This window comes from Streptomyces actinomycinicus (genome assembly GCF_016741775.1).
Lineage (GTDB): Bacteria > Actinomycetota > Actinomycetes > Streptomycetales > Streptomycetaceae > Streptomyces > Streptomyces actinomycinicus.
The window spans coordinates 222,757-246,582 of the sequence record NZ_JAERRK010000003.1; the positions used below are offsets into that span (position 1 = coordinate 222,757).

General features: G+C 73.3%; 21 protein-coding genes. 12 read left to right on the forward strand and 9 right to left on the reverse strand.

Features of this window, described 5'->3' with window-relative positions:
• Positions 1-7: 7 nt before the first annotated feature.
• The gene (locus JK359_RS08020; RefSeq protein ID WP_201833388.1) at positions 8-520 is read right to left on the reverse strand and encodes an EF-hand domain-containing protein; all 513 of its coding nucleotides are present in this window, start codon (positions 518-520) and stop codon (positions 8-10) included.
• Positions 521-701: 181 nt separating this feature from the next.
• Positions 702-1,082, reverse strand: a complete 381-nt coding sequence (locus tag JK359_RS08025; RefSeq protein WP_201833390.1) for an STAS domain-containing protein — start codon at positions 1,080-1,082, stop codon at positions 702-704.
• Between the two features lie 335 nt (positions 1,083-1,417).
• Between JK359_RS08025 and JK359_RS08030 the strand changes: the two genes are divergently transcribed.
• Together JK359_RS08030 and JK359_RS08035 are read left to right on the forward strand one after the other, a co-directional pair.
• Positions 1,418-1,975 carry a sigma-70 family RNA polymerase sigma factor gene (locus tag JK359_RS08030; RefSeq protein ID WP_201833393.1) on the forward strand — a complete coding sequence of 186 codons (558 nt, stop codon included), beginning with the start codon at positions 1,418-1,420 and terminating at the stop codon, positions 1,973-1,975.
• Positions 1,972-3,285 (forward strand): MDMPI N domain containing protein, encoded by a 1,314-nt coding sequence (locus tag JK359_RS08035; protein WP_307788008.1) that lies wholly within the window; start codon positions 1,972-1,974, stop codon positions 3,283-3,285. Before JK359_RS08030 ends, JK359_RS08035 begins: the two co-directional genes overlap by 4 nt.
• Positions 3,286-3,303: 18 nt before the next feature.
• On the opposite strand, the gene JK359_RS08040 is transcribed toward JK359_RS08035, so the two are convergent.
• Together JK359_RS08040 and JK359_RS08045 are read right to left on the reverse strand one after the other, a co-directional pair.
• The gene (locus JK359_RS08040; protein WP_201833395.1) at positions 3,304-4,875 is read right to left on the reverse strand and encodes an alpha/beta hydrolase; all 1,572 of its coding nucleotides are present in this window, start codon (positions 4,873-4,875) and stop codon (positions 3,304-3,306) included.
• A gap of 229 nt (positions 4,876-5,104) precedes the next feature.
• Entirely contained in the window at positions 5,105-6,625 is a 1,521-nt protein-coding gene (locus JK359_RS08045; protein WP_201833397.1) for a class I adenylate-forming enzyme family protein, read from the reverse strand.
• Between the two features lie 85 nt (positions 6,626-6,710).
• Between JK359_RS08045 and JK359_RS08050 the strand changes: the two genes are divergently transcribed.
• From JK359_RS08050 to JK359_RS08065, 4 genes are all read left to right on the forward strand, one after another.
• Complete coding sequence (locus JK359_RS08050; RefSeq protein WP_201833399.1) at positions 6,711-7,907, forward strand: amidohydrolase family protein; 1,197 nt, start codon at positions 6,711-6,713, stop codon at positions 7,905-7,907.
• Positions 7,907-9,040 (forward strand): acyl-CoA dehydrogenase, encoded by a 1,134-nt coding sequence (locus JK359_RS08055; protein ID WP_201833401.1) that lies wholly within the window; start codon positions 7,907-7,909, stop codon positions 9,038-9,040. The genes JK359_RS08050 and JK359_RS08055 overlap by 1 nt, the downstream gene beginning before the upstream one ends.
• Before the next feature lie 58 nt (positions 9,041-9,098).
• Positions 9,099-9,965: an acyl-CoA dehydrogenase family protein gene (locus tag JK359_RS08060; protein WP_201833403.1), complete on the forward strand. Its 867-nt coding sequence runs from the start codon at positions 9,099-9,101 to the stop codon at positions 9,963-9,965.
• Positions 9,966-10,518: 553 nt separating this feature from the next.
• Positions 10,519-10,992, forward strand: coding sequence for an ATP-binding protein (locus JK359_RS08065; protein WP_201833965.1), 474 nt, complete (start codon positions 10,519-10,521; stop codon positions 10,990-10,992).
• A 255-nt stretch (positions 10,993-11,247) separates the two neighbouring features.
• Here JK359_RS08065 and JK359_RS08070 read toward each other — a convergent pair whose 3' ends face one another.
• A complete protein-coding gene (locus tag JK359_RS08070; protein ID WP_201833405.1) occupies positions 11,248-12,174 on the reverse strand; it encodes a cyclase family protein in 927 nt (308 codons plus the stop codon).
• A gap of 85 nt (positions 12,175-12,259) precedes the next feature.
• Between JK359_RS08070 and JK359_RS08075 the strand changes: the two genes are divergently transcribed.
• The 4 genes from JK359_RS08075 to JK359_RS08090 all read left to right on the forward strand — a co-directional run bounded on the left by JK359_RS08075 (position 12,260) and on the right by JK359_RS08090 (position 17,120).
• Positions 12,260-13,174: an SDR family NAD(P)-dependent oxidoreductase gene (locus JK359_RS08075; protein ID WP_201833407.1), complete on the forward strand. Its 915-nt coding sequence runs from the start codon at positions 12,260-12,262 to the stop codon at positions 13,172-13,174.
• 211 nt (positions 13,175-13,385) lie between these two features.
• Complete coding sequence (locus JK359_RS08080) at positions 13,386-14,534, forward strand: acyl-CoA dehydrogenase family protein (RefSeq protein WP_201833409.1); 1,149 nt, start codon at positions 13,386-13,388, stop codon at positions 14,532-14,534.
• The gene (locus JK359_RS08085; protein ID WP_201833411.1) at positions 14,534-15,583 is read left to right on the forward strand and encodes a Zn-dependent alcohol dehydrogenase; all 1,050 of its coding nucleotides are present in this window, start codon (positions 14,534-14,536) and stop codon (positions 15,581-15,583) included. Before JK359_RS08080 ends, JK359_RS08085 begins: the two co-directional genes overlap by 1 nt.
• Positions 15,584-15,863: 280 nt before the next feature.
• The gene (locus tag JK359_RS08090; protein ID WP_201833413.1) at positions 15,864-17,120 is read left to right on the forward strand and encodes an MFS transporter; all 1,257 of its coding nucleotides are present in this window, start codon (positions 15,864-15,866) and stop codon (positions 17,118-17,120) included.
• Here JK359_RS08090 and JK359_RS08095 read toward each other — a convergent pair.
• Complete coding sequence (locus JK359_RS08095) at positions 17,025-18,047, reverse strand: GlxA family transcriptional regulator (protein WP_201833415.1); 1,023 nt, start codon at positions 18,045-18,047, stop codon at positions 17,025-17,027. The two genes, JK359_RS08090 and JK359_RS08095, sit on opposite strands and share 96 nt — an antisense overlap.
• A 71-nt stretch (positions 18,048-18,118) precedes the next feature.
• On the opposite strand from JK359_RS08095, the gene JK359_RS08100 reads away from it, so the two are divergent.
• The gene (locus tag JK359_RS08100; protein ID WP_201833417.1) at positions 18,119-19,423 is read left to right on the forward strand and encodes an MFS transporter; all 1,305 of its coding nucleotides are present in this window, start codon (positions 18,119-18,121) and stop codon (positions 19,421-19,423) included.
• Positions 19,424-19,430: 7 nt separating this feature from the next.
• Here the strand turns inward: JK359_RS08100 and JK359_RS08105 are convergent, their stop codons facing one another.
• Positions 19,431-20,033 carry a flavin reductase family protein gene (locus JK359_RS08105; protein WP_201833419.1) on the reverse strand — a complete coding sequence of 201 codons (603 nt, stop codon included), beginning with the start codon at positions 20,031-20,033 and terminating at the stop codon, positions 19,431-19,433.
• 81 nt (positions 20,034-20,114) lie between these two features.
• Here JK359_RS08105 and JK359_RS08110 point away from each other — a divergent pair, with 81 nt between their 5' ends.
• The gene (locus tag JK359_RS08110) at positions 20,115-20,675 is read left to right on the forward strand and encodes a hypothetical protein (RefSeq protein ID WP_201833421.1); all 561 of its coding nucleotides are present in this window, start codon (positions 20,115-20,117) and stop codon (positions 20,673-20,675) included.
• A 138-nt stretch (positions 20,676-20,813) separates the two neighbouring features.
• On the opposite strand, the gene JK359_RS08115 is transcribed toward JK359_RS08110, so the two are convergent.
• Positions 20,814-21,605: an enoyl-CoA hydratase/isomerase family protein gene (locus JK359_RS08115; protein WP_201833423.1), complete on the reverse strand. Its 792-nt coding sequence runs from the start codon at positions 21,603-21,605 to the stop codon at positions 20,814-20,816.
• On the reverse strand, positions 21,596-23,824 hold the full coding sequence (locus tag JK359_RS08120; protein WP_201833425.1) for an acetate--CoA ligase family protein: 2,229 nt from the start codon (positions 23,822-23,824) through the stop codon (positions 21,596-21,598). Before JK359_RS08120 ends, JK359_RS08115 begins: the two co-directional genes overlap by 10 nt.
• Positions 23,825-23,826 lie beyond the last annotated feature (2 nt).

A 23,826-nucleotide genomic window follows, 5' to 3' on the forward strand; every position in this document is an offset into this window, starting at 1 on the left:
CCGGCGGCTACTCGGGCACGGTGAAGTAGCGCGCGAACGCCGGCACGATCTCCGTCTCGCCGATGCTGCCGTCGCCGTCGGTGTCGAGGGCGGCGGCGACCTGCCGGGCGATGTCCTCCGGCACGTGGAAGACGCGCAGCACGCGCACGGTGTCACCGACGCCGACCCGCCCGTCGGAGTCCCCGTCGGCCACCGCCAGGGCCGCGTGCAGGAAGGGGCGGGCGATCTCGGCGAAGCGTTCGGGGTTGTCCCGCAGCCGCTTGACCGCGCCGCTGACGAACTCCTCGCGGGTGATGCGCTGGTCGCCGTCCCGGTCGGCGATGCCTGCCATGCCCTGCCAGAACGCCTCCGCGCCGGCGTACAGCGCCTGCCCCTTGTCGGAGCGGGCGGTCACGGAGAACTCGGTGAGCAGCGCCTTGGCCGCCGCGCTGAAGTCCTCGCGGTCGATCCAGCCGTTGCCGTCCTGGTCGAAGGTGGCGAACCGGGCGGCGATCCTGCGCTCGTACTCGGTGCTGACCATGTCTGTTCGGGCCGCCTTACGTGAGGGTCGTACGTGAGGGTCTTGTGCTGTGCGTCGGGTCGACCTGGCAGGGAGCGTACGACGCGAGCGGCCGTCGGGCGGCGGGAAACCGACGACTGTGCCAAGACCGGGGGAATTCTGCGACAACAGTGTGGACGAGTCGCGAAGCCGTGACGGTCGTTCAGGCCGACAGCGGGCCGGCCTCGTCCGTGGTCGCGGACTCGAGGTCGGGGCGGACGTCGAAGAGGCGGCGCACGCCGAGCGCGCCGAGGACGCGGTTGACGTGCGAACCGTCGTCGGCGCCCCGGTCCGGCAGTATCAGTCGCAGCCGGCCCTGACAGGAGCGGATCAGCCGGCGGGCGGCGATGAGCACGCCGACCCCGCTGGAATCGCAGAAGAACACGTCGGAGAGGTCCACGACGAGGCTGTGGTTCCCCTCGGCGACGACGTCGTGCACGCGTTGGCGCAGCACGGGTGAGGTCATCAGGTCCAGTTCCCCGGACACCCGGAGCACGGCCCACTCGCCCTGTTCGACGCCGGTCACGTTGAATGCCACGGCCATGCCCCTCCGCTCGCCGGATCCCCCGGAACCGCCCGGAAACGGAAGCGGTTCGTACGTTTCTTTCCGCGCGGCTGCCCAGCGGCCGTTCCCTGAAACGTGACGCGGCAAACGGTGAGCGATCGACAAGGGGCTTGTTTCGGTCACTATCGATCCTGTTCGATCAGAGACGCGCGCGCTTTGCGTGAAGGTTGTGTGAAGGGGGCACTATCACCTGCAGTGCTTCGGGGGGCGCACATTGGCACGAAGGGGCGTGCACTGTCGGACGTGCCGACTACATTCGAGAAGACAGGACCGACAGGCTGGACGGGCCGGAGACGGCGAGGGGAGGGGACCGCATGGCCAGGAAGGACGTACCGCCCCGCTGGGACCGCAAGATGCAGCAGCGGCTCGCCCGCGGAGAGGCGGCGGCCCTCGGCGAGCTGTACGACCGGTTCGCCTCCCTCGTGCACAGCCTCGCCCACCGCGTCCTCGGCGACGAGCAGGCCGCCGACGCCGTCACCCGCGAGGTCTTCGCCCACGTCTGGGAGCACCCCGAGACCTACGACCCCCGGCAGGGCCCGCTGCGCACCTGGATCGCCGGCGTGACCCACCGGGTGGCCGTGCAACGCCTGCGCGACCGGGAGGAACTGGAGCAGCCGCGGCGCGAGGAACTGGAGAGCACCGTCCGCCGCGCCTCGGTGGCCGCCCGCGCCGACTACATCGTCCACTCCATGCCCGCGCCGCTGCGCGCCGCCCTGGACCTGGCCTACTTCCAGCGCCGTGACTACCGCCAGACCGCGGCCGACCTCGGCGTCACCGAGGACGAGGCCCGCCGCCGGCTCCGCCTCGGCCTCCAGCTGCTGTCCACCGCCCATGACGCCGGGACACCACCGGCACACGGAGGTGCGGTGTGAGCGGCGCGGACCGGTTCGAGGCGCACGACGGCGGACCCGAGCCGGTCCCGCCGCCCCGTATTCCCACTCCCCGCACCTCCGTCGAGGACAGCGGACTCCCCCTGCCCGACCTCGCCGATCCGGGGGACCTCGCACCCGTGCCGCCCGACCTGTCACACGACGTCCTGAAATCGCTCCTCGGCGCCTGGGCACTGGCCGCCTACTCGCTGGCGGAGACCGCGGCCGTGGAGCAGCACCTGGGCGACTGCGGCAGCTGCGCCGACGAGGCCCGCCGGCTGCGCGAGGCGGTCGGCCTGCTGCACCAGCCGGAGAGCCTCGACCTGGACCCCGGCCTGCGTACCCGGGTCCTGCAGAGCTGCCTGCACCGCCGGCCGCCGCGCATCCCGGTGCCCGACTGGGCCGCGCCGTACGACGCCGAGGCCGCCCGGCTGGACGCGCTGTTGCAGGACTTCGGGGACGCGGAGTGGCATGCGCCGGTCGAGCTGCGGTGGTTCGAGGCCGACACCCGGACGAGCCGGCGCACCACCGTCGCCGGGGTGATCGCGCACCTGCTGTCGGTGGACGGGCTGATCGCGGCGGCCCTCGGCCTGGAGGACCCCCACGCCGAGGTCGCCGATCCGGCGGACCGGGGCACCGCGGGACCGACCGCGCGCACGGAGGCGTTCTGGCGGGCCTCCCACCTCGCGCCGGCCCTCCCCCACCCTTCGGACGGGGGCACCCCCCTCTCGCTTCGCTCGGTGCGGGGACCCTGGCGGGAGCAGAGCCACAGCCTGGTGCGGACGGTGTCCTTCACGGGCAGCCACGCGGGCGGGCTCTCGGTGTCGTACGGCGACTTCGCGCTGCCGCTGCACGACGCGATGCTGGACCGAGCCTTCGAGTGCTGGGTGCACGCCGAGGACATCGCCGACGCGGTGGACTACCCGTACGACCCGCCGGCCCCGCGTCACCTCAACCGGATGATCGACCTCGCGGCCCGGCTGCTCCCGGCGGCACTCGCCGAGCGCCGCCGCGCCGGCCTGTCCGCGCCGGCCGCCCGGACACCGCACCTGGTCCCGGCCGGTGCCCCCGGCCGCAGCCTCCGGCTGGAGATCGAGGGCGCGGCCGGCGGTGAGTGGCTCATCCCGCTGGACTCACCGGCGGCCGTCGGTTCCGCGGACCTCGAGGTGGCCCATGTGGCCCTGGACGGAGTGGAGTTCTGCCGGCTGGCGGCGGGCCATGTGTCCCCCGAGGACGCGGCGGCGGGCCAGGACGGTGACCGTCAGGCGATCAGGGACGTGCTGTTCGCGGCAGCGAGCCTGAGCCGCATGTGACCGGTCCCCCGCCGGGGGTCAGAAGCGGCTGCCCAGCCCGGGGACGTGGGGCGTCGGGATCGGCAGCGGGTTGACGCCGCTGCGCTCCCGCGCTTCCGCCGGGGCCTGGCAAGTGGTGTCCTTCGCCGGCAGCTTGCCGGTGGTCAGGTAGGCCGTGGCGGTCTTGTCGGCGCAGGACTTGGTGCCGTAGACGCCGTGCCCGACACCCCCGGCGACCGTGACCATCTTCGCGCCCTTCATGAGACGGCGCAGTCCCTGGCCGCTGGTCAGCGGTGTCTGGGAGTCCCACTCGTTCTGCAGGATCAGCGCGCCGACCTTGTTGTCGACCACGGTGGCGGGTTCGCCGCCGTTCTGCTTCCAGAAGGCGCACGGCTTGATGTTGGAGGCGAAGTCGCCGTACAGCGGGTACCTGGCCTTGTCCCGGACCGCGTCGCTGCGGTACTGCTCGGGGTCGCGCGGCCAGGCGCGGGTGTCGGCGCACACGACCGTCCAGAAGGCGGCGTCACCGTTGTCCTCGGGCGTGGCACGGGCGAACGACGGCGGAACCGGGGCCGGTGCCTTGGGCTTCGCGGCCGAGTGCCGGCCCGCGGCGGCCTTCTTCAGCTGGACGACCCAGTCGGCGGCGTCGCGCACGCTGAAGAAGACGGCACGGCCGTTGGAGCGGATGTCGTCACCGGTCATCCGCATGCCGTCGACGTCGATGGGCTTGCGGTCGGCGCGGGCGACCAGGTCGTAGAAGGTCTTGCGGACCGCCTCGGGAGTCCTGCCCAGCCGGTACGTGGAGTCCCGCTCGGCCGTCCACTCGGTCCACCGGGTGAACGCGGGCTCGGTGCCCTCCGCCCAGACCTGGATCATGCCGCGCCAGATGCGGGCGGGGTCCACGGCGCTGTCCAGCACGAAGCGGTCGGCGCGCTGGGGGAACATCTGCGTGTAGACCGCGCCGAGGTAGGTGCCGTACGAGTATCCGAGGTAGGAGATCTTCTTCTCGCCGAGCACGGCACGGATCACGTCCATGTCCCGGGCGGTGTTGCGGGTGGTGATGTGGCGGAGCTTGCCGCCCTGCCTGGCGTTGCACTTGTCGGCGAAGGCACGGGCCCACTTCACGTCCTTGGCGAACGTCCCGGGCTTGTACGGCCGGTCCCAGTTCAGCTCGTCGCCGGTCAGGCCGCAGCTGACGGGGGAACTCTGGCCGACGCCCCGCGGGTCGAAGCCGATCAGGTCGTACCTGGCCCGCACGGACTTCGGCAGCTCGTCCTTCAGGAACAGCGGCATCTCGACGCCCGTGCCGCCCGGCCCGCCCGGGTTGATGAGGAGCACGCCACGGCGCTCCGTGCTGCTGGTCGCCTTGATCCGCGATATCGCGAGGCCGACCTTCTTGCCGTCCGGGCGGGCGTAGTTGAGGGGCACCTTGATCGTGGCGCACTGGTAGGAGGCGGGGGCGGATCTGTCGCAGCGGTGCCACGCCGGCTTCTGCTGGAGGTACTGGCCGAGGGGATCCTCCGCGGCGGACGCCGTGACCGGGACGAGCGCGGGGACCAGGGCGGCGACGGCACTGACCGCCAGCAAGGGGGCTGTTCGACTGCTTCGCACGAGAGGGGAGTCCTTGGGTCGGGTGCGTATGGGACGCACCCACCCTTTCGCGCGCGCGAGTTGGGCGAATCCATCGAGAAGACATGATTTCTGCAACCAGCGACGGACCCGGAGGCGGACCGAATGGTCCCGGAGTCGGACAACCCCGGCCGCCTCCTTCCCGTCTTGCAGAGACAGCCCGGGAACTCACCGGGTATCAGGCAGGGATCGGCCGGGAACCGTGGTCGCGTCAAGGGGTCCGCCGGGGCGCCGGGGCGGAGAACCGCTCCCGCAGCTTGTACTTCAGCACCTTGCGCAGGGTGTCGTTGCGGGGGAGGGCGTCCACCACCTCCACCCGTTCGGGCAGCTTGTGCACGGACAGTCCCTTTCCGCGGAGGAAGGACACGATCTCCGGCAGGGTCAGCAGCGCGGTCTCCGGGCGCTGCTCCAGCACCGCGCAGACCAGTTCGCCGCGTTCGGCGTCCGGCAGGCCGACGACCGCGGTGTCGGCCACCGCCGGGTGCGTGGCCAGCAGGTCCTCGATCTCCTTGGCGGAGATGTTCTCGCCCTTGCGGATGATCACGTCCTTGAGCCGGCCGGTGAGGACCAGGTGGCCGGAGTCCGTCAGGTGCCCGAGGTCGCCCGTGCGCAGGAAGCCGTCGGGGTCGAAGGCCGCCGCCGTCTGCGCGGCGTCCAGGTAGCCCTGGCAGACGGCCTCGCCGCGCAGTCGTACCTCGCCGTGGACGATCCGGATCTCCATGCCCTCGGGGGGCCGTCCCTCGGTCGTGGCGAGGTTCTCGGGGCTGTCCTGCGGGTCGCCCATGGTGATCATCGGGACCTCGGTCATGCCGTAGCCGTGGGTGAGCTGGACGCCCATCTCGCGGACCACCGAGTGGTACAGCTCGGGCGGCTTGGGGGCGCCGCCGCCCGCGAGGAGCCGCAGGGAGGGGATCACCTTCCCGGCCGGCCGTTTGCGCTGCTCGGCCAGGAACATGGAGTAGAACGCCGTCGAGCCGCCGGCCACCGTCACCCCGTGGCGCCGGTACTCCGCCAGTGCGTCCGGCAGCGCGAAGTGCTCGAACATCACCGCCGGGAAGCCGTAGAGGAGGAGCATCACCGTGTAGTCGGGCCCGGCTATGTGGGCGTACGGGAAGGCCATCGAGCCCACGTCGTCCGGGGACAGGCGCAGGGCGTGGGCCAGGCAGGAGCCGCCCGCGATCAGGGATCGGTCCGTGTGCAGCACGCCCTTGGGATCGGAGGTGGTGCCCGAGGTCCAGTAGATCCAGCGCACCGAGGTGCCCTCGGCGGGCGGCGGGGGCAGCACGGACGGGTCGCCGTCGGGCAGGGCGTCGTACGCCTCGAAGACGCCCTTGGCGCCCAGGCGGTGGGCCATCCCGGTGTGGTCGTGGCCGCGCCAGACGCCCGGTACGGCGAAGAACTCAGCCTTCGACTCGCGCAGCGCGAAGCCGACCTCCCGGTCCCGGTAGAAGGGGATGACCGGGGACTGCACGGCGCCGAGGCGGGCCAGCGCGAAGGACAGCAGGGCGGTCTCGATGCGGGTGGGCAGCTGCCAGGCGACCACGGTGCCGGCGCGCACCCCCATGCCGTACAGGCCGGCCGCGACGCGTTCGGCGCGCGCGTGCAGCTCGCCGAAGGTCAGGCTGCGGCCGGCCTGCAGGAACACGGGGCGGTCGGGGGTGAGGGCGGCGCGCCGGGCGACCAGCTCCCACAGCGTGCGGGCGGAACCCAGGGTGTGCGGGGTCTCGTTCATGGCTGCCCCCTGCTTGGCTGACGACTCGTCAGCTGTCATGCTATCTGACGGACCATCAGATAAGTACCGCTCGGCGGAGGGGACCATGGCGACCGAACTGCCCCGCATCATCAGCGTCGACGACCACGTGATCGAGCCCGCCCACCTCTTCGAGACCTGGCTGCCCGCCAAGTACCGGGACCGCGGACCCAGGCCGCTGACCGCCGGGATCGGGGAGCTGGCGTACGTCGGCGGGAAGTACAGGATCACCATGGACCCGGAGGGCCCCCCGACCGACTGGTGGATCTACGAGGACCTGAAGTTCCCGTACAAACGGAACATCGCCGCCGTCGGCTTCGACCGGGACGAGATGACCCTGGAGGGCATCACCCGGGAGCAGATGCGGCGCGGCTGCTGGGACCCGAAGGCGCGGCTGGAGGACATGGACCTCAACCACGTCGAGGCCAGCCTCTGCTTTCCGACCTTCCCCCGCTTCTGCGGGCAGACCTTCGCCGAGGCGCACGACAAGGAGGTCGCACTGGCCTGTGTGCGCGCCTACAACGACTGGATGGTGGAGGAGTGGTGCGGGGGCAGCGGGGGCCGGCTGATCCCGCTGTGCCTGATCCCCCTGTGGGACGTGGAGCTGGCCGTCGCGGAGATCCGGCGGAACGCGGCCCGCGGGGTGCGGGCGGTGACCTTCTCGGAGATCCCCACCTGCCTCGGGCTGCCCTCCATCCACTCCGGCTACTGGGACCCGTTCTTCGCCGTCTGCCAGGAGACCGGCACGGTCGTCAACATGCACATCGGCAGCAGCTCCCAGATGCCCGCCGCCTCCCCGGACGCACCGCCCGCCGTCCAGGCCTCGCTCAGCTTCAACAACGCGATGGCGTCGATGATGGACTACCTCTTCAGCGGGGTCCTGGTGCGGTTCCCGCGGCTCAAACTGGCCTACTCGGAGGGCCAGATGGGCTGGATCCCGTACGCCCTGGAGCGTGCCGACGACGTGTGGGAAGAACACCGCGCCTGGGGCGGGGTGCGCGACCTGGTCCCCGAGCCGCCGTCGACGTACTACTACCGGCAGATCTTCTGCTGCTTCTTCCGGGACAAGCACGGCGTCGCCTCGCTGGACGTCGTCGGCCGCGACAACGCCACCTTCGAGACCGACTACCCGCACGTCGACTCGACCTTCCCGCACACCAAGGAGGTCGCGCTCGACCATGTGAAGGGCCTCGACGACGAGACCGTGTACAAGCTGATGCGGGGCAACGCCATCCGCATGCTCGACCTGGACCTCGACGAGTGATGGACCTCTCGTACACGCCCGAGGAGGAGGAGTTCCGGTTCCGGCTGCGCGAGTGGCTCGCCGAGGTGCTGCCCGGTCTGCCGGCCAAGCCGTCCCCGGACGACTGGCCCGGCCGCCGCGCCTACGACCTCGGCTGGCAGCGGATGCTGTACGACGCCGGGTACGCCGGCGTGCACTGGGACGCCTCACCGACCCTGCGGACGATCTTCCTGGAGGAGACCGAGAAGGCGGGCGCGCCCTATGTGGGCGCCGGCTTCGTGGGCCTGCTGCACGCCGGGCCGACGATCGCGGCCGAGGGCACGCCCGAGCAGCGGGCGCGCTGGCTGCCGCCGATCCTGCGCGGCGAGGAGGTCTGGTGCCAGGGCTTCAGCGAACCGGACGCCGGCTCGGACCTCGCGGCACTGCGCACGCGCGCGCGGCGGGACGGCGACGACTACGTGGTGACGGGGTCCAAGATCTGGACGTCCCACGCCGAAGTGGCCGACTGGTGCGAGCTGCTCGTCCGCACGGACCCGGACGCACCCAGGCACAAGGGCATCACCTGGCTCGCCATGCCCATGGACGCCGACGGCATCACCGTACGGCCGCTGCGCACGCTCGCCGGGTCGGCGGAGTTCGCCGAGGTGTTCCTCGACGAGGTGCGGGTGCCGGCCGTCAACCGGGTGGGGGAGGAGAACGACGGCTGGCGGGTCACCATGGTGACCCTCTCCTTCGAGCGCGGCACCGCCTTCGTCGGCGAGGTCGTCGCCTGCCGCCGTGTCCTCGGCGAGCTGGCCCGCACGGCCCGGGGGAACGGCCGCTGGGACGACCCCGTGCTGCGCCGCCGGCTGGGCCGGCTCGACGCGGAGTTCCGCGCCCTGTGGCGGCTGACCCAGTGGAACGTGAGCGAGGCCGAGGCGAGCGGCCCGGTCCCCGGTCTCGGCGGCTCGGTCTTCAAGCTGCGCTACTCGCACGCCCGGCAGCAGCTGTACGACACCGCGGCCGAGGTGCTCGGCCCCGACAGCCTCGACCTGGACCGGCCCTGGGTGCTCGACCGGCTGTCCTCGCTGTCGTACACGATCGCCGCCGGCACCTCGCAGATCCAGCGCAACATCGTGGCCGAGCGGATCCTCGGCCTGCCCAAGGGGAGGTGAGCGTGAGTCCTCGGCTCACGGCGGGACAGGGGCGGGTCGGCCCCGGCGGGAGGCGACCGTGCGTTTCCGGCTGAGCGACGACCAGGTCGCGCTGCGCCGGGGCGCGCGGAAGCTGCTGGAGGGGAGCTTCGGGAGACAGGCGTTGCGCGCTGCCGTCGACGCACCCGTGGGGCTCGACCGGGCGCTGTGGCGGGTCCTCGGAGAGGCGGGGTTCTTCGGCCTGCGGCTGCCGGAGGCGGACGGCGGGGCCGGCCTCGGCCTGCCCGAGGCGGTGCTGGTCTTCGAGGAGGCGGGGCGGGCGCTGCTGCCCGGGCCGCTCGTGGCCACGCACCTCGCGGCCGGCAGCGTGCCCGGCGCGGCCGGCGGCGAGACGGTCGTGGCGGCCGTCGACGGGGAGCTGGTGGAGTGGCTCGACGCGGCGGACGTCGTGTGCGGGGACACCTCCGGGGCCGTACCGCTGCGGTCGGTGGACCCGCTCACCCCGCTGCACCGGGTGGCCCGCGCGGGCGAGCCGGACCCGCGGGCCGCGCTCCTCACCGCCGCCGAGCAGCTCGGTACGGCCGGCCGGGTGTGCGAGCTGGCCGTGCAACACGCCCGGACCCGTGAGCAGTTCGGGCGGCCCGTCGGCGCCTTCCAGGCCGTGCAGCACCTGTGCGCGGAGCTGCTGGTGCGGGCCGAGACCGCACGCGCCGCCGTCTACGCCGCCGCCGTCACCGCCGACCCGGCCGACATCGCCGCCGCCCGGCTGCTCGCCGACGAGGCCGCCGTCCAAGGGGCCCGCGACTGCCTCCAGGTGCACGGCGGCATGGGGTTCACCTGGGAGGCGGACGTGCACCTGCATCTGAAGCGGGCCTGGGTGCGGGCCCGGCGTGCCGGGGGGAGCACACAGAGTGAGGAACTGCTCGCCGCCGGGCTGGTGGACTGAGCCGCCGGCCGCTTCCCGGGCTGCGGTGCCCGGGAAGCCTTGGCCCACGTTGTCGCGGATCGTGGCCTACCGGCATCACGGAGCGTCGATACCGGGTTGTGTCCTTCACGTGACTCGTCGCGACCTGGAGTCAGGGGCCCCCTCCGGTACCTTGTGTGGGATGCGAGTGGCTGCGCGGACGGGCCGAGCCGGCGGTACCCCTGGGGCGGTGCCGGGTCCTGCGGTGCGCGCCGCTGCTCGCAGGGCGGTCGGGCCCACCGCCCCCGCCTGTTCGACTCCCCGGCACGAGCGTCGCACAGTATGCCGCAGGCGTACTCCTTCGCGCGGGAATATGCCCGAAGCGCTTGTTGGGGTGACTGTACGTCAACCATGCTGTCTAGCAAGGGAGTCACAGACCGTGATCCTTGCTCTGGCCGTTGTTCTGGCCATGCAGAAAATGGCTACGATCGTGGCCCCCGTCGTGATCGCCGCCGCGGCTTCCGCCGCGGTGCGCGGTGGGCGAGGGGTCATGAGTCCGCCGGTTCGGATGGTGTGAGCGGTGCAGGTGCTTCAAGTGCAGCTGGAGATCCGGCCCGACCCCGCGGAGGTCGGGCGCGCCAGGAGATGGGCCCGCTCGCGGCTCTGCGGGTCGGGCATAACGGCCGACGAGCCGCTGGCCGAGACCCTGATCCTCCTCGTCTCCGAGCTGGTGACCAACGCCGTGGTGCACACCGGCCGTCCGGCCGTGCTGCGGCTCTGCCTGCCGGGCCCGGTGGCCGAGGACGCCGCGTCGGTCACGGTGCGGGTGGAGGTGGCCGACACCAGCTCCCGCGCCCCCGTGCCCCGCTGTGCCGGCAATGACGCCACCGGCGGCCGGGGCCTGGCCCTCGTGGACTGTCTCGCCGACCGCTGGGGCTGGAGCCCCGAGGGCGGGGGCAAGAGCATCTGGTGTGAACTGGACCGCTGTTCACGGCCCGGGAAGAGCGCGGCGATGGCGTACGGGGGCGGACAGTCCGCGTACGAGGACCTCGCCTTCGAGGCTGTGTAGACCCCCGTATCACGGGTGCGCCGGAGGTGCACCCGTGCGCGGTCGCCCCGAGCAGGCACTGAGCGATCCGTGTGCGCACCGGCGTTGACGTCCCCCGGGTGCCTGATCAGGCTGGTGGGCGTCGATTCGCCGCGAGGGGACGACGAGGGCCCGGCCGACGGTGGTCCTCGTCGAGTGTGGGTCGCACCGGATGGCGGCGCGTGCGCGTGACGGTGGGGGAGGCGCGCCGCCAGCCGCGTCATCCCGCGACGGCTCTCAGAGGACGGCCACCGGCGCCACGGGCGTTCCCGTCGCGCCGACGAACGGTTCCGGCATCGCCGACAGCAGGAACGCATACCGCCCCGCTTCTCCACAGGCTGTGGACAACTCTTCGAGATTCCAGTTCTGGCCCTGCAGCATTCCCATCTCCACCAGGTCCAGGGCATGCACGGGCAGCCACAGACCGTCGATCTCGGGCGGAAAGATCTCGAAGGTGAGCGTGTCGTTCGCGACGGCGGCCACATCGCGCGCGCGGAACCACTCCGGGCAGCGCACCGAGAGCCCCGGCGACGGATAGCCGTACCCGTGCTTGTCCCCGGCCAGATACACCTGCACCTGCCCGGTGCGCACGAGCGCGATGTCACCGGACCGCACGCGCGTACCGGCCAGCTCCTCCGCCGCCTCCAGGTCGTCGGGGGTGACCGCGTGGCCCCCCGCCAGCCGGTCCACGCCGCGCGCCCGGGCCACGTCCAGCAGTACCCCGCGCGAGACGACGTGCCGCGCCTTGTCGATGCCGCTGAACTCGGCGCCGCCGTGCGCGGTGACCGTGTGCGCCGGACGGCCGTTGTAGAGCTTCCCGGAGTGCGACACGTGCGTGAGCGCGTCCCAGTGGGTGCCCGCCTGAAGTCCCATGGTCACCGCGTCGTCGCTGCACGCCACCGTGCCCGGGCCGAACAGCTCCTGGTTGAGCTGCACCATCACGTGCAGCGGATCGACCCGGCCCGGGATCATCCCGGTCTGCACGCCGTCCCGCCGGAGGGGCAGGGCGAGCGGGACGCGGCGACCGGTGCGCACCTCGGCGGCGGCCGCGCGCACGACGTCGTCGGTGATCAGGTTCAGTGTGCCGATCTCGTCGTCTTGCCCCCAGCGCCCCCAGTTGTTCACGCGCTCGGCGATCTCGTGGAACTCCTCCGGCAGTGTCATCCGGTGCCTCCCGGGGCTTGTGCCCGCACGTCCGGCGGGCCCTAAAATCTAACGGACCGTCAGAAACCGCGGGAAGGGGCCGGACGTGGGGAACTTCTTGGCAGGGAAGGCCGTCGCCGTGACCGGTGCCGGGCGCGGTATCGGGCGGGCCGTCGCGCTCGCGGCGGCGGCCGAAGGGGCGAAGGTCGTCGTCAACGACTACGGGGTGTCGGTGGACGGCGCCTCGCCCACGAGCGAGGTCGCCGAGGCCGTCGTCAAGGAGATCGAGGCGGCGGGCGGCGAGGCGGTGGCGGTCGCCGACGACATCTCCACGATGGCCGGCGGGCAGCGGGTCGTGGACCGGGCCGTGGCGTCGTACGGCCGCATCGACGGGGTCGTGTGCGTGGCCGGGATCCTGCGGGAGCGGATGCTGTTCAACATGACCGAGGAGGAGTGGGACCCGGTCGTCGCCACACATCTGAAGGGCACGTTCACCGTGTTCCGGGCCGCCTCCGCCGTGATGCGCAAGCAGCGGACCGGCACGCTCATCGGTTTCACCAGCGGCAACCACCAGGGCTCCGTCTCCCAGGCCAACTACAGCGCGGCGAAGGGCGGGATCATCTCGCTGGTGCGCAGCGCGGCGCTCGGCCTGCACAAGTACGGGGTGACCGCGAACGCGGTGGCGCCGGTGGCCCGGACGCGGATGTCGGCCAACGTACCCATGGAACTGGCGGAGATCGGGGAGCCGGAGGACGTCGCCGCGCTGGTGGTGTACCTGCTGTCCGACGCGGCTGCCGCGCAGGGCGTCACCGGGCAGGTGTACACGATCGCCGGACCGAAGATCGCGGTGTGGGCCCAGCCGAGGGAACTGCGCGCCGCGTACGCCTCCGGCGGGTGGACGCCGGAAACGATCGCGGAGTTCCTGCCGGGGGTGGTGGGGGTGGACCCGATGCCGATGCTCGAGCGGGTGGCGGCGATGGAAGAGGCGGCGCGGAGCGGGACCCGGCCGAACGCGCGCTAGTCCGGGGGCCCGGGCGCCCACTGGTCCAGGGGCCGGGGCGGTCCGGCGGCTGCGGGTGCGGGGTGGGTTGCCCGCGCAGTTCCCCGCGCCCCTTGGGGGCGCGTGCCGGCGCAGGTGGCACCGCGTGAGCGCGGGCAAGCGAAACCGCCCCCGCCGAGCGCCGGCACCGGCGCCGGCGTCAGGGCCCGGCAATCAACCAGAGGTGGCTGACATGGAGTTCGGGTTCACCGAAGAGGACGAGGCGTTCCGGGGCGAGGCCCGGGCGTGGCTGGCCGCTCACGTCGACCCCGGTACGGACCGGCGTACCTGGGAACGCACGCTGGGCAAGGCCGGCTGGATCGGGCTCGGCTGGGGGGAGGCGGGGTACGGCAACCGGACCGCCGGTCTGACCCGCCAGGTCGTCTGGGCCGAGGAGTACGCCCGGTCGGCCGCGCCGCCCCGCTCGGGGCACATCGGCGAGAACCTGCTCGGTCCGACGCTCCTCGCCCACGGGACGCGGGAGCAGAAGGCCCGCTTCCTGCCCCCCGTCGCGGCCGGCGAGGAACTGTGGTGCCAGGGGTACAGCGAACCCGACGCCGGGTCGGACCTCGCCGGGGTGCGCACGGCGGCGGTGCGTGAGGGCGCGTACTACCGGATCACCGGGCAGAAGATCTGGACCTCGCTCGCCCACGAGGCCGACTGGTGCTTCGTACTGGCCCGGACCGACCCGGACACGCGCCGGCACCGCGGGCTGAGTTTCCTCCTCGTCCCCATGGACCAGCCCGGCCGCGTCGAGGTCCGGCCCATCCGGCAGCTGACCGGTACGAGCGAGTTCAACGAGGTCTTCTTCGACGGGGCACGCGCACGCGTGGAGCACGTCGTCGGCGGGGAGGGACACGGCTGGCGGGTGGCGATGAGCCTGCTGGGGTTCGAGCGCGGGGTGTCCACCCTGGCCCAGCAGATCGGCTTCGCCGAGGAACTGGCGGCGGTGGTCCGCACGGCCGTGGCCACCGGAGCCGCGGGCGACCCGGTCCTGCGGGCCGCGCTCGTCCGGCAGTGGGCCGAGCTGCGCGCCATGCGCTGGAACGCCCTGCGCACCCTCGGCGGCTCCGGCGACCCGGGCGCGCCCAGTGTGGCCAAGCTGCTGTGGGGCGGCTGGCACCAGCGCCTGGGCGAGCTGGCCGTCCGGGTCAGGGGAGCGGGGGCGGCCGTGGGACCCGCGGACTGGTCGGCCGCGGCACCGTACCCGCTCGACGCGGACCAGCACCTGTTCCTGTTCTCCCGGGCCGACACCATCTACGGCGGCTCGGACCAGATCCAGCGCACGATCATCGCCGAGCGCGTGCTCGGACTGCCCGGAGACCCGAAGGGGGCCGTGTGATGCGTGGAGTGGTGTTCGACGGCAAACAGGTGCAGGTCGTGGACGACCTGGCCGTACGGGAGCCGGGGCCCGGCGAGGTGCTCGTCTCGATCGCGGCGGCCGGGCTGTGCCACAGCGACCTGTCGGTGGTGGACGGAACCATCCCGTTCCCGGTGCCGGTGGTGCTCGGCCACGAGGGCGCCGGGGTGGTGGAGGCGGTGGGCGCGGGCGTCACCCATGTCGGCCCCGGTGATCACGTGGCGCTGTCCACGCTCGCCAACTGCGGGACCTGCGCGGAGTGCGACCGGGGGCGGCCGACCATGTGCCGGCGGGCCATCGGTCGACCGGGGAAACCGTTCACCCGGGGCGCGAACCTGGTGCACCAGTTCGCCGCCAACTCGGCCTTCGCGGAACGCACGGTCGTCAAGGCCGTGCAGGCGGTACGGATACCCGAGGACATTCCGTGGACGTCGGCCGCGCTGATCGGCTGCGGGGTGCTCACCGGGGTCGGCGCGGTCCTGAACCGGGCCCGCGTGGACCGTGGGGACACCGTGGTCGTCATCGGCACCGGAGGGATCGGCCTGAACGTCCTGCAGGGCGCGCGGCTCGCGGGTGCCTTCGCGATCGTGGCGGTGGACGCGAATCCGGCCAAGGAGGCGGTGGCCCGGCGGTTCGGCGCGACCGACTTCCTGACGTCGGCGGAAGGGGTCCGGGACCTGCTGCCGACGGGCGCCGACCACGTCTTCGAGTGCGTCGGCCGCGTCGAGCTGATCCGCCAGGCCGTCGACCTGCTCGACCGGAACGGCCAGGCCGTCCTGCTCGGCGTGCCCCCGGCCACCGCCGAGGCGTCCTTCCTGGTCTCGTCCCTCTACCTGGACAAGTCGATCCTCGGCTGCCGCTACGGCTCCTCGCGCCCGCAGCGGGACATCGCCCTGTACGCCGGCCTGTACCGGCAAGGGCGCCTGATGCTGGACGAGTTGGTGACGGCGGTCCATCCGGTGGAGGACTTCGAGAAGGCCCGTGAGGACGTGGAGGGGGGCCGGGTGGCGCGCGCGGTGCTCACCTTCTGATCCGAGTCGGCCCGTCGCGCCGGCCTGCTGAGCCGGGTCGGCCCGTCGCGCCGGTGTTCTGAGCCGGGTCGGCCCGACGTGCCGGCCTGCTGGGCCCGCCCCCGGCCCCGTCCTGCCGGCGGTCCGAGCCGCCGGCGGTCCCGCTGAGGCCGTCTCCTGAGGTGCCGTCAGCCGTGCCGTGCCGACTTGCCGGGCCGGCTTCGGTGCTGTCGGCGGGAGTTGTCCACAGGCGCTGGAAAAGGCGTCGGCGGTTGTCGGTGGTGGCCCCTACCGTCGAGGCATGAGTTACCGCGATGTCGCTTCCCGGCCGGTCCTGACCTGGGCCCTGGTGGCCATCGGCGCCCGTATGCCGGTGGCCATGGCCCCGCTGGCCCTGGTCTTCCTGGTCCGTGAGCGGCCCGATGGCTACACCCTGGGCGCGGCCCTCGCCGCCGCCTACGTCATCGGCGAGATCGTCGGCGCCCCCGTGCTCGGCATGCGCCTGGACCCCGCGCGGGCCCGCCCGCACCTGGCCGCCGGCCTCCTCGCGGGTGCCGCCGGCTTCGCCGGCCTGGGCGCGTTCCCCGGCGCGCCCGCCGCGGTGCTCGCCGCCTTCGCCTTCCTCGCCGGCGCCGGTCCCGCCGCGGCCCCCGGCGGGCTGCGCACCCTGCTCACCACCTTGGTGCCGGGGCACGCGGTGACCCAGGCGCTGTCCGCCGAGTCGGTCCTCACGTTCGGCGTCTGGGCGGCCTCCCCGGCGACCGTCACGGGACTCGCCCTCGGTGCGGACCGCCGCCTGCCCCTGCTGCTGGAAGCCGCCCTGATGGCCTCGGCCGCCCTGGGCCTGCGGCTCCTGCCGGCCGGCTGGGCGGCGTCAAGGGAGCGGGACGGGCAGGGCACGTCGAAGCTGCGTGTGCTGGCCCGCGCCTGGCCGGTGTACGTCACGGGCGCGGCGAGTCTGTCCCTGCTGGCCCTGGCCGAACTCGTGCTGCCCGCCCTGCTGGAACAGCGCGGTGTCGCCGTGGGCTGGGCGGGACTGCTGCTCACGGCGATGTCGGTGGCCTCGGCCGTCGGCGCCTTCCTCTACGGCCTGCGGTCCTGGCCGGGACGGCTCAGCACCCGCAGCGCCGTCCTGATGGCGGGCATGTCGGCCGCCGTGACCCTGCTCGCGCTGATACCCGCCGCGCCGGGCATGGCGGTGGCGCTGGCCGTGGCCGGGCTGCTCCAGTCGGGCGCGATGCTCACCCGCAACCTGTCCCTGCGCGAGGTGCTCCCGCCGGGCGCCCTGGCCGCCGGCTATTCGGTCATGTACGCCGCCGTCGGCGCCGGTTACGCGGCGACGGGCTCCCTGGCCGGCGCCCTGCTGCCGGTGGCCGCACCGTCGACGGCGATCCTGGCGGGGGTGGCCCTGACCGTCCTGCTGACGGCGGTCGGGTGGTGGGGCGAGACGCGGGCCGGCCGGTCAGCGCACGCCGACGTGCCCCGGCCGCTGGACGCCGCCGCCGGTCCGGAAGGTCCGCCGGTAGGCGGTGGGCGTGACCCCGAGCGCCGTCTGTAGGTGCTGGCGCATCGACTGGGCCGTGCCGAAGCCGGACTCCCGGGCCACCCGGTCCATCGGCAGGTCGGTGGACTCCAGCAGGTGCCGGGCGCGTTCCACCCGCTGCCGGGTGAGCCACTGGCCGGGACTGACGCCGGCCTCCTCGCGGAACCGCCGGGTGAACGTGCGCACCGACATGGCCTCCTGCTCGGCCATGTCCCGCAGCTGGATCGGCTCGTGCAGCCGGGCCAGCGCCCAGGCGCGGGCGGCGGTCGTCGTGGCCAGCTGGGGGTCGGGTACCGGGCGGTGTATGTACTGGGCCTGGCCGCCGTCGCGGTGGGGCGGTACGACCGTGACCCGGGCGACCTCGTTGGCGACGGCCGTGCCGAAGTCGCGGCGCACCATGTGCAGACACAGGTCGAGCCCGGCGGCCACCCCGGCCGAGGTCAGCACCTCCCCGTCGTCGATGAACAGCACGTCCGCGTCCACGCGGACCTTCGGGAACATCCGCTGGAAGCGCTCGGCGTCGGCCCAGTGCGTGGTCGCCGGGCGGCCGTCCAGCCGGCCGGCGGCGGCCAGGACGTAGACGCCGGTGCAGATGGAGGCGAGCCGGGTGCCGGGGCGGACGTGGGCGAGGGCGGCGGCCAGCTCGTCGGTGAGCCGGCCCTCCTCGTAGACCGGGCCGAGTTCGTAGGACGCCGGGACGATCACCGTGTCGGCGGTGGCCAGCACCTCGGGCCCGTGGCTGACGTGCACGGCGAAGTCGGCGTCCGTCTCGACCGGCCCGGGCGGCCGTACCGAGCAGGTCACGACGTCGTACAGGCGCCGCCCCCGTGCGTCGCGGGGGCGGCCGAAGATCCGGTGCGGGATGCCCAGTTCGAAGGGGAGCAGACCGTCCAGGGCGAGGACGGCGACGCGGTGCGGGCGGTACTCCTCTGCGCTCGTCATGGCCCGATCGTAGCGAAGGCTGTCCTCCGGGCCACTCGATGAGCGGGCATGCATCGCGGAGTCTGTGTGACGTGACTCAGACAAGCCCAGCAGCAGCTCCCGTCCAGGTTCCGCCGCCCGCCCGGCGCCACCGTGTGCACCGCGCCTGGTTCGTCGCCGCCGTCACCTTCGTCACGATCATCGGCGCGGCGGCCTTCCGCTCCCTGCCCGGTCTGCTCATCGACCCCCTGCACGAGGACTTCGGCTGGTCACGCGGCACGATCGGCGCCGCCGTCTCCGTCAACCTCGCCCTCTACGGCCTCACCGCCCCGTTCGCCGCCGCGCTGATGGACCGTTTCGGCATCCGCCGGGTGGTCGCCGTCGCGCTCACCGTGATAGCCGTCGGCTCCGGTCTGACGGTGTGGATGACGGCGGCCTGGCAGCTGCTGCTGTGCTGGGGCCTGCTGGTGGGGCTCGGTTCCGGGTCCATGGCGCTGGCCTTCGCGGCGACCGTCACCAACCGCTGGTTCACCACGCGGCGCGGTCTGGTCAGCGGCATCCTCACCGCGGCCTCCGCCTCCGGCCAGCTGATCTTCCTGCCGCTGCTGTCCTGGATCGTCGAACGCCACGACTGGCGGCCGGCCGCGGTCACCGTCGCCCTGGCGGCGCTCGCCGTGGTCCCCTTCGTGTGGCTGCTGCTGCACGATCACCCGGCCGACGTGGACCAGAAGCCCTACGGAGCGGAGGCGTTCGTGCCGAAGCCGGCCCCGGTCGCGGGAGCGGCCCGCCGCACGCTGGGCGTCCTCGCCTCGGCCGTGCGCACCGGCCCCTTCTGGCTGCTCGCCGGCACCTTCGCGATCTGCGGAGCGTCCACCAACGGCCTGATCCAGACCCACTTCGTGCCCGCCGAGCACGACCACGGCATGCCGGTGACGGCGGCGGCCTCGCTGCTCGCGGTCATCGGGGTGTTCGACGTCGTCGGCACGATCGCCTCCGGCTGGTTCACCGACCGCTTCGAACCGCGCCGGCTGCTCGCCGTCTACTACGCCCTGCGCGGCCTCTCCCTGCTCTTCCTGCCGATGCTGCTGGCCCCCGCGGTGCATCCGCCGATGCTCTTCTTCATCGTCTTCTACGGCCTGGACTGGGTGGCCACCGTGCCGCCCACCCTCGCCCTGTGCCGCGAGCGGTACGGCGAGGACAGCGCCATCGTGTTCGGCTGGGTGCTGGCCGCGCACCAGGTCGGCGCGGCCGTCGTCGCCTACCTCGGCGGAGTCGCCCGGGACGTCTTCGGCTCGTACGACGTGGTCTGGTACGCCTCCGGCACCCTGTGCGCGGCGGCGGCCCTGATGGCCCTGGTGATCAGGCGGCAGCAGGCTGCGGTTCCCGCGCTGCCCTGACCCGCGCTCAGCTCTCCCGGAGCCGGCCGAACCGCCCTCGGTGGAAGAGCAGCGGCTTCTGCGGTCCGTCCGCCCCGAGGGCGTCCACCCTCCCCACGACGATGAGGTGGTCGCCCCCGGTGTGCACGGCGTGCACGGTGCAGTCGACCCAGGCGGTGGCCCCGGCGAGCCGCGGGGAGCCGGACACGGGTGCCGGTTCGTACGCCACCCCCGCGAACTTGTCCGCACCGCTCACCGCGAAGGCCCGGCACAGCTCGTCCTGGCCGGCGCTGAGTACGTTGACGCAGAAGACGCCGGCGCGGGCGATCCGGGGCCAGGTGGTGGACGTGCGGCCCACCAGGAAGCAGACGAGGGGCGGTTCGAGGGAGAGGGAGGAGAAGGACTGACAGGCGAAGCCGGCGGGTCCGGCCTCACCGGCGCCGGCCGGCGCCGTGATCACCGTGACCCCGCTGGGGAAGCAACCCAGCACCCGCCGGAACTCCCCCGGTGCCACCGGGGCCCGCTCGTCCTCGCGGACGCACCGCAACTCCGGCCGCGGCAGGGCCTCCACGGGCCCCGGGGCCGCTCTCAGATACCGGACGGCCGCGGCCGCCGCCCCTGCGTGTCCCATCACGGCTCCATTGAACCTGACGACACGTCAGATGAGAAGCCCGGGGGAAGAGCCCGTGCGCACGCTGCATAGGCTGCGGCGATGGGGTGGGAGAACATGCGCGCGCGAGGGCGGACGGCCCGCGGGCTGTGGGACACCGGGGACCTGACCGCGGCGATCGCCGTGCACGCGGCGCAGTTGCCGGCGGCCGGGCTGGTGTCGTGGCTCACGACCGTCGGCCGGGACCGGTCCGGCAGCGACGACGACGGCGGCCCCTTCGGGTTCCTCTGCCTGCTCGTCTTCGCGCCACTCCTCCTGCCGTTGCTGGGCATGCTCGTCTCCGTCGTGCTGACGCTGCCCGCGGTGGTGTCCGCGCGGCTGGCGGGCCGGCGCCTCGGCGGGCCGGACCCGGCCTGGCGGCTGGCGGGGGCGGTGGCCACGGCCGCCGGCTGGGCCGCGGTGACGACGGCACTGTGGCACTGGCCGTTCGCCACCACGGCCGCGGTGCTGACCGCCCTGGGCGTGCTCCCCGCGCTGGTCAGCGCCTATGTCCGCACCCGCCCCTGGACGACATGGGGCCTGTGGTGGCGCTCTTCGCTCGGCTGTGCCGGTCTCGTCCTCCTGGTCCTCGCCGCGGCGATCCCGGCCACCGTGATCGGGTGAGCCGGGTGCTGCGAGCGCGCCCGGAGGGGTCGGGCGGTGCGAGCGTGGCCGGACGGGCTGGGCGGTGCGAGCGGGACCGGGCGGGGCGGGCAGTGTGAGCGTCGGGTGAGGCGAGCCGTACGAGCCGCCGGGGCTCGGTCAGCGGCCCCGGAAGTCCGGCCGTCCGCGTTCCGTGAACGCCCGCAGCCCCTCCTGGGCGTCCCGTGTCGTCATGTTGATCTCCTGCGCCCAGGCCTCGGCGGCGAAGGCGGAGGCGCGGTCGGTGTCGAGGGAGGCGTTCACCAGGTGCTTGGCCAGGGCCAGGGCGCGGGTCGGGGCGGCTGCCAGGCGCAGTGCCCACTCGCGGGCCGTCTTGTCCAGCTCCGTGTCCCGCACGACCCGGTTGACCAGGCCGAGGCGTTCCGCTTCCGGGGCCGGCAGCGCGTCGCCGAAGAACATCAGCTCCTTCGTGCGGTGCAGGCCGATCAGACGGGGGAGCAGGTAGGCGCCGCCGGCGTCCGGGACCAGGCCGCGGCGGACGAACACCTCGATGAAGCGGGCCGATTCGGCGGCCAGGACCAGGTCGCAGGCGAAGGCCAGGTGCGCACCGAGGCCCGCTGCCGTGCCGTTCACCGCGGCCAGGACCGGCTTCTCGCAGTCCAGTACGGCCGCGATCAGGCGTTGCGCGCCGGCGCGCAGGACGCGGGCCACGTCACCGGGGACACGCTCACCGGTCCCGGCGCCGCCGCGCAGGTCGGCGCCGGAGCAGAAGCCGCGGCCCGTGCCGGTCAGGACCACCGCCCGGACGTCCGGGTCCGCGGACGCCTCCGACAGCAGGCCGACGAGCCGGTCGCGCATCGACGGGGTGAGGGCGTTGAGGGAGTCGGGGCGGGTGAGGGTGATCCAGGAGACCTGGTCGCGGATCTCGTGGCGGATGCCGGTCACCGGCACACCACCAGCGCGTCCAGGGCCACCGCCCCTTGTCCCCGGGGCAGCACCATCAGGGGGTTGATGTCCAGCTCGGCGAGCTGAGGGCCCAGTTCGAGCGCCATGCGCTGGACCCGCAGTATCACCTCCACCAGCCCGTCCACGTCGGCCGGCGGGCGGCCCCGGACGCCGTCCAGCAGGGCCCGGCCGCGCAGCTCCGTCAGCATGGTGCGGGCCTGGTCCTCGCCGAAGGGCGGGACGCGGACCGTCGCGTCGTGCAGGACCTCCACCAGTACGCCGCCGAGTCCGGCCGTCACCGTCGGGCCGAACAACGCGTCGTGCGTCATCCCGACCATCATCTCCACGCCCTGCTCGACCATCTGGCACACCAGGACGCCGTCCAGCCCGACGCCCTCGTAGCGGGCGATGTCGTTCAGCTCCCGGTACGCGTCGCGGACCTGGCTCGCCGAGGTCAGGCCGATCTTCACCAGGCCCAGTTCGGTCTTGTGGGCGATCTGCGCGCCGGACGCCTTCATCACCACCGGATAGCCCACCTGCCCGGCCGCCCGTACGGCAGCAGCCGCGCTGGTGACCAGTTGTTCGCGCGGTACCCGGATGCCGTAGGCGCGCAGCAGCTGCTTGGCCGCGTGCTCGCTGAGCTGCCGGCCGGGCTGCATCAGGGCCTCGGCCTTGCGGAAGGAGGGGGAGGGGGTGCGCGGGGCCTCGTCGAAGGGGGAGCGGTAGTCGCCCACGAAGCGGTGGTGGTCCAGCCAGGCGCGGACGGCGGTCAGGCAGTTGCCGACCGTGCGGAAGGTGGCGACGCGGGAGGAGCCCAGCAGGACGTCCCGGTACGCCGGCTCCGTGCCGACCGGCGAGCCCCACACCACGCACACCAGCTTGTCGGTCTCCTCGGCCGCCGCGACCAGGTCCGCCACGAGTCTGTCGCTGAGCGGCGGGAAGGGGCCGGTGACCGGGCAGATCAGCACCCCCACGTCCGGGTCGGCCAGGATCGCGTCGATGATCTTCCGGCCGCGTTCGTCGCCGACCGGGTGGCCGCCGTTGTCCACCGGGTTGGCGACGTTCAGGTACTCCGGTATCCACTGGTGCAGCTCGGCCTGCTTGTCCGGGGACAGCGCCGGCAGCCGCAGCCCCGCCCCGGCGGCCAGGTCGGCGACGTGCGCGCCCGTGCCGCCCGAGATGGAGTAGACGACCACGCCTTCGGCCAGGGGTGCCTTCGCGCGGGCCAGCAGAGACGCCGTGTCCTGGAGTTCGTCCAGGGCGTCGACGCGGATCACGCCGTACTGCCGCATGGCTGCGTCGGCCACGTCGTCGGCGCCGGTGAGCTTGCCGGTGTGCGAGGCCGCCGTACGGGACCCCGCCTCGGTCCGGCCCACCTTCACGGCGACCACCGGCACCTTGCGGCGGGCGGCGCGGTCGGCGGCCAGCAGGAAGGCGCGGCCGTCCTTGAGGCCCTCCACGTAGCAGGCGATGGCGCCGACCTCGGGCTGCTCGGCGAACCAGGAGAGGAAGTCGGCGGTCTCCAGGTCGGCCTCGTTGCCGGTGGGCGCCCAGTGCGAGAGCCGGATGCCGAGTTCCTGCAGGGCGAAGACGGGCCGGCCCTGGTGCCCGGACTGGGTGATGAGGGCGATGGCCGGCCCTGACAGGTCGTCCCGGAACCGTTCGAAGGCGTTGAGGTTGGTGTTCGGCCCCAGCAGCCGCAGCCCCGAGCGCCGTACCGCCTCGGCCAGCCGCTCCTGGGCCTCGGCGCCCGCCTCCCCGGTCTCGGCGAACCCGGAGGCGAAGGCGACCGCGAACTTCACCTTGGTCTCGGCGAGTTCCTCGATCACGGGCAGCGGGTCGGCCACCAGCAGCACGGCCAGGTCGACCTGGCCGGGCAGGTCGGCGACGGAGGCGGCGCACGGGTGGCCGAAGACGGACGTCCGGGTCGGATGCACCGGGTGTACCCGCGCCCCGACCCGGGCGGCCCAGCCGAGCAGTTGCCGGGTGATACCGGTGTTGGGCCGTCCCTCGGTGTCGGAGGCGCCGATCACGGCCACGGACTCGGGCCGGAAGAACCGGGCGAGGTCCGGTACGTCGGCGTAGAGCGGGCGCCCGCTGACATCCAGGCCGTCCATGTCGTCGGCCCGGCCGTGCACGGCGGGTCCGGTCCGCTGCTCGCCGCAGGCGATGACCCGGGCCCGGCGGGCGTCGGTGGTGAGTGTGCCGTGGGTCGATCCAAGCATCG

What these genes read in the sequence shown, in the direction of transcription:
- JK359_RS08020 (WP_201833388.1), bottom strand. Translation starts at nt 520, where the DNA reads ATGGTCAGCACCGAGTACGAGCGCAGGATCGCCGCCCGGTTCGCCACC.
- JK359_RS08025 (WP_201833390.1), bottom strand. Translation starts at nt 1,082, where the DNA reads ATGGCCGTGGCATTCAACGTGACCGGCGTCGAACAGGGCGAGTGGGCC.
- JK359_RS08030 (WP_201833393.1), top strand. Translation starts at nt 1,418, where the DNA reads ATGGCCAGGAAGGACGTACCGCCCCGCTGGGACCGCAAGATGCAGCAG.
- JK359_RS08045 (WP_201833397.1), bottom strand. Translation starts at nt 6,625, where the DNA reads ATGAACGAGACCCCGCACACCCTGGGTTCCGCCCGCACGCTGTGGGAG.
- JK359_RS08050 (WP_201833399.1), top strand. Translation starts at nt 6,711, where the DNA reads ATGGCGACCGAACTGCCCCGCATCATCAGCGTCGACGACCACGTGATC.
- JK359_RS08055 (WP_201833401.1), top strand. Translation starts at nt 7,907, where the DNA reads ATGGACCTCTCGTACACGCCCGAGGAGGAGGAGTTCCGGTTCCGGCTG.
- JK359_RS08070 (WP_201833405.1), bottom strand. Translation starts at nt 12,174, where the DNA reads ATGACACTGCCGGAGGAGTTCCACGAGATCGCCGAGCGCGTGAACAAC.
- JK359_RS08080 (WP_201833409.1), top strand. Translation starts at nt 13,386, where the DNA reads ATGGAGTTCGGGTTCACCGAAGAGGACGAGGCGTTCCGGGGCGAGGCC.
- JK359_RS08085 (WP_201833411.1), top strand. Translation starts at nt 14,534, where the DNA reads ATGCGTGGAGTGGTGTTCGACGGCAAACAGGTGCAGGTCGTGGACGAC.
- JK359_RS08090 (WP_201833413.1), top strand. Translation starts at nt 15,864, where the DNA reads ATGAGTTACCGCGATGTCGCTTCCCGGCCGGTCCTGACCTGGGCCCTG.
- JK359_RS08095 (WP_201833415.1), bottom strand. Translation starts at nt 18,047, where the DNA reads ATGACGAGCGCAGAGGAGTACCGCCCGCACCGCGTCGCCGTCCTCGCC.
- JK359_RS08105 (WP_201833419.1), bottom strand. Translation starts at nt 20,033, where the DNA reads ATGGGACACGCAGGGGCGGCGGCCGCGGCCGTCCGGTATCTGAGAGCG.
- JK359_RS08110 (WP_201833421.1), top strand. Translation starts at nt 20,115, where the DNA reads ATGGGGTGGGAGAACATGCGCGCGCGAGGGCGGACGGCCCGCGGGCTG.
- JK359_RS08120 (WP_201833425.1), bottom strand. Translation starts at nt 23,824, where the DNA reads ATGCTTGGATCGACCCACGGCACACTCACCACCGACGCCCGCCGGGCC.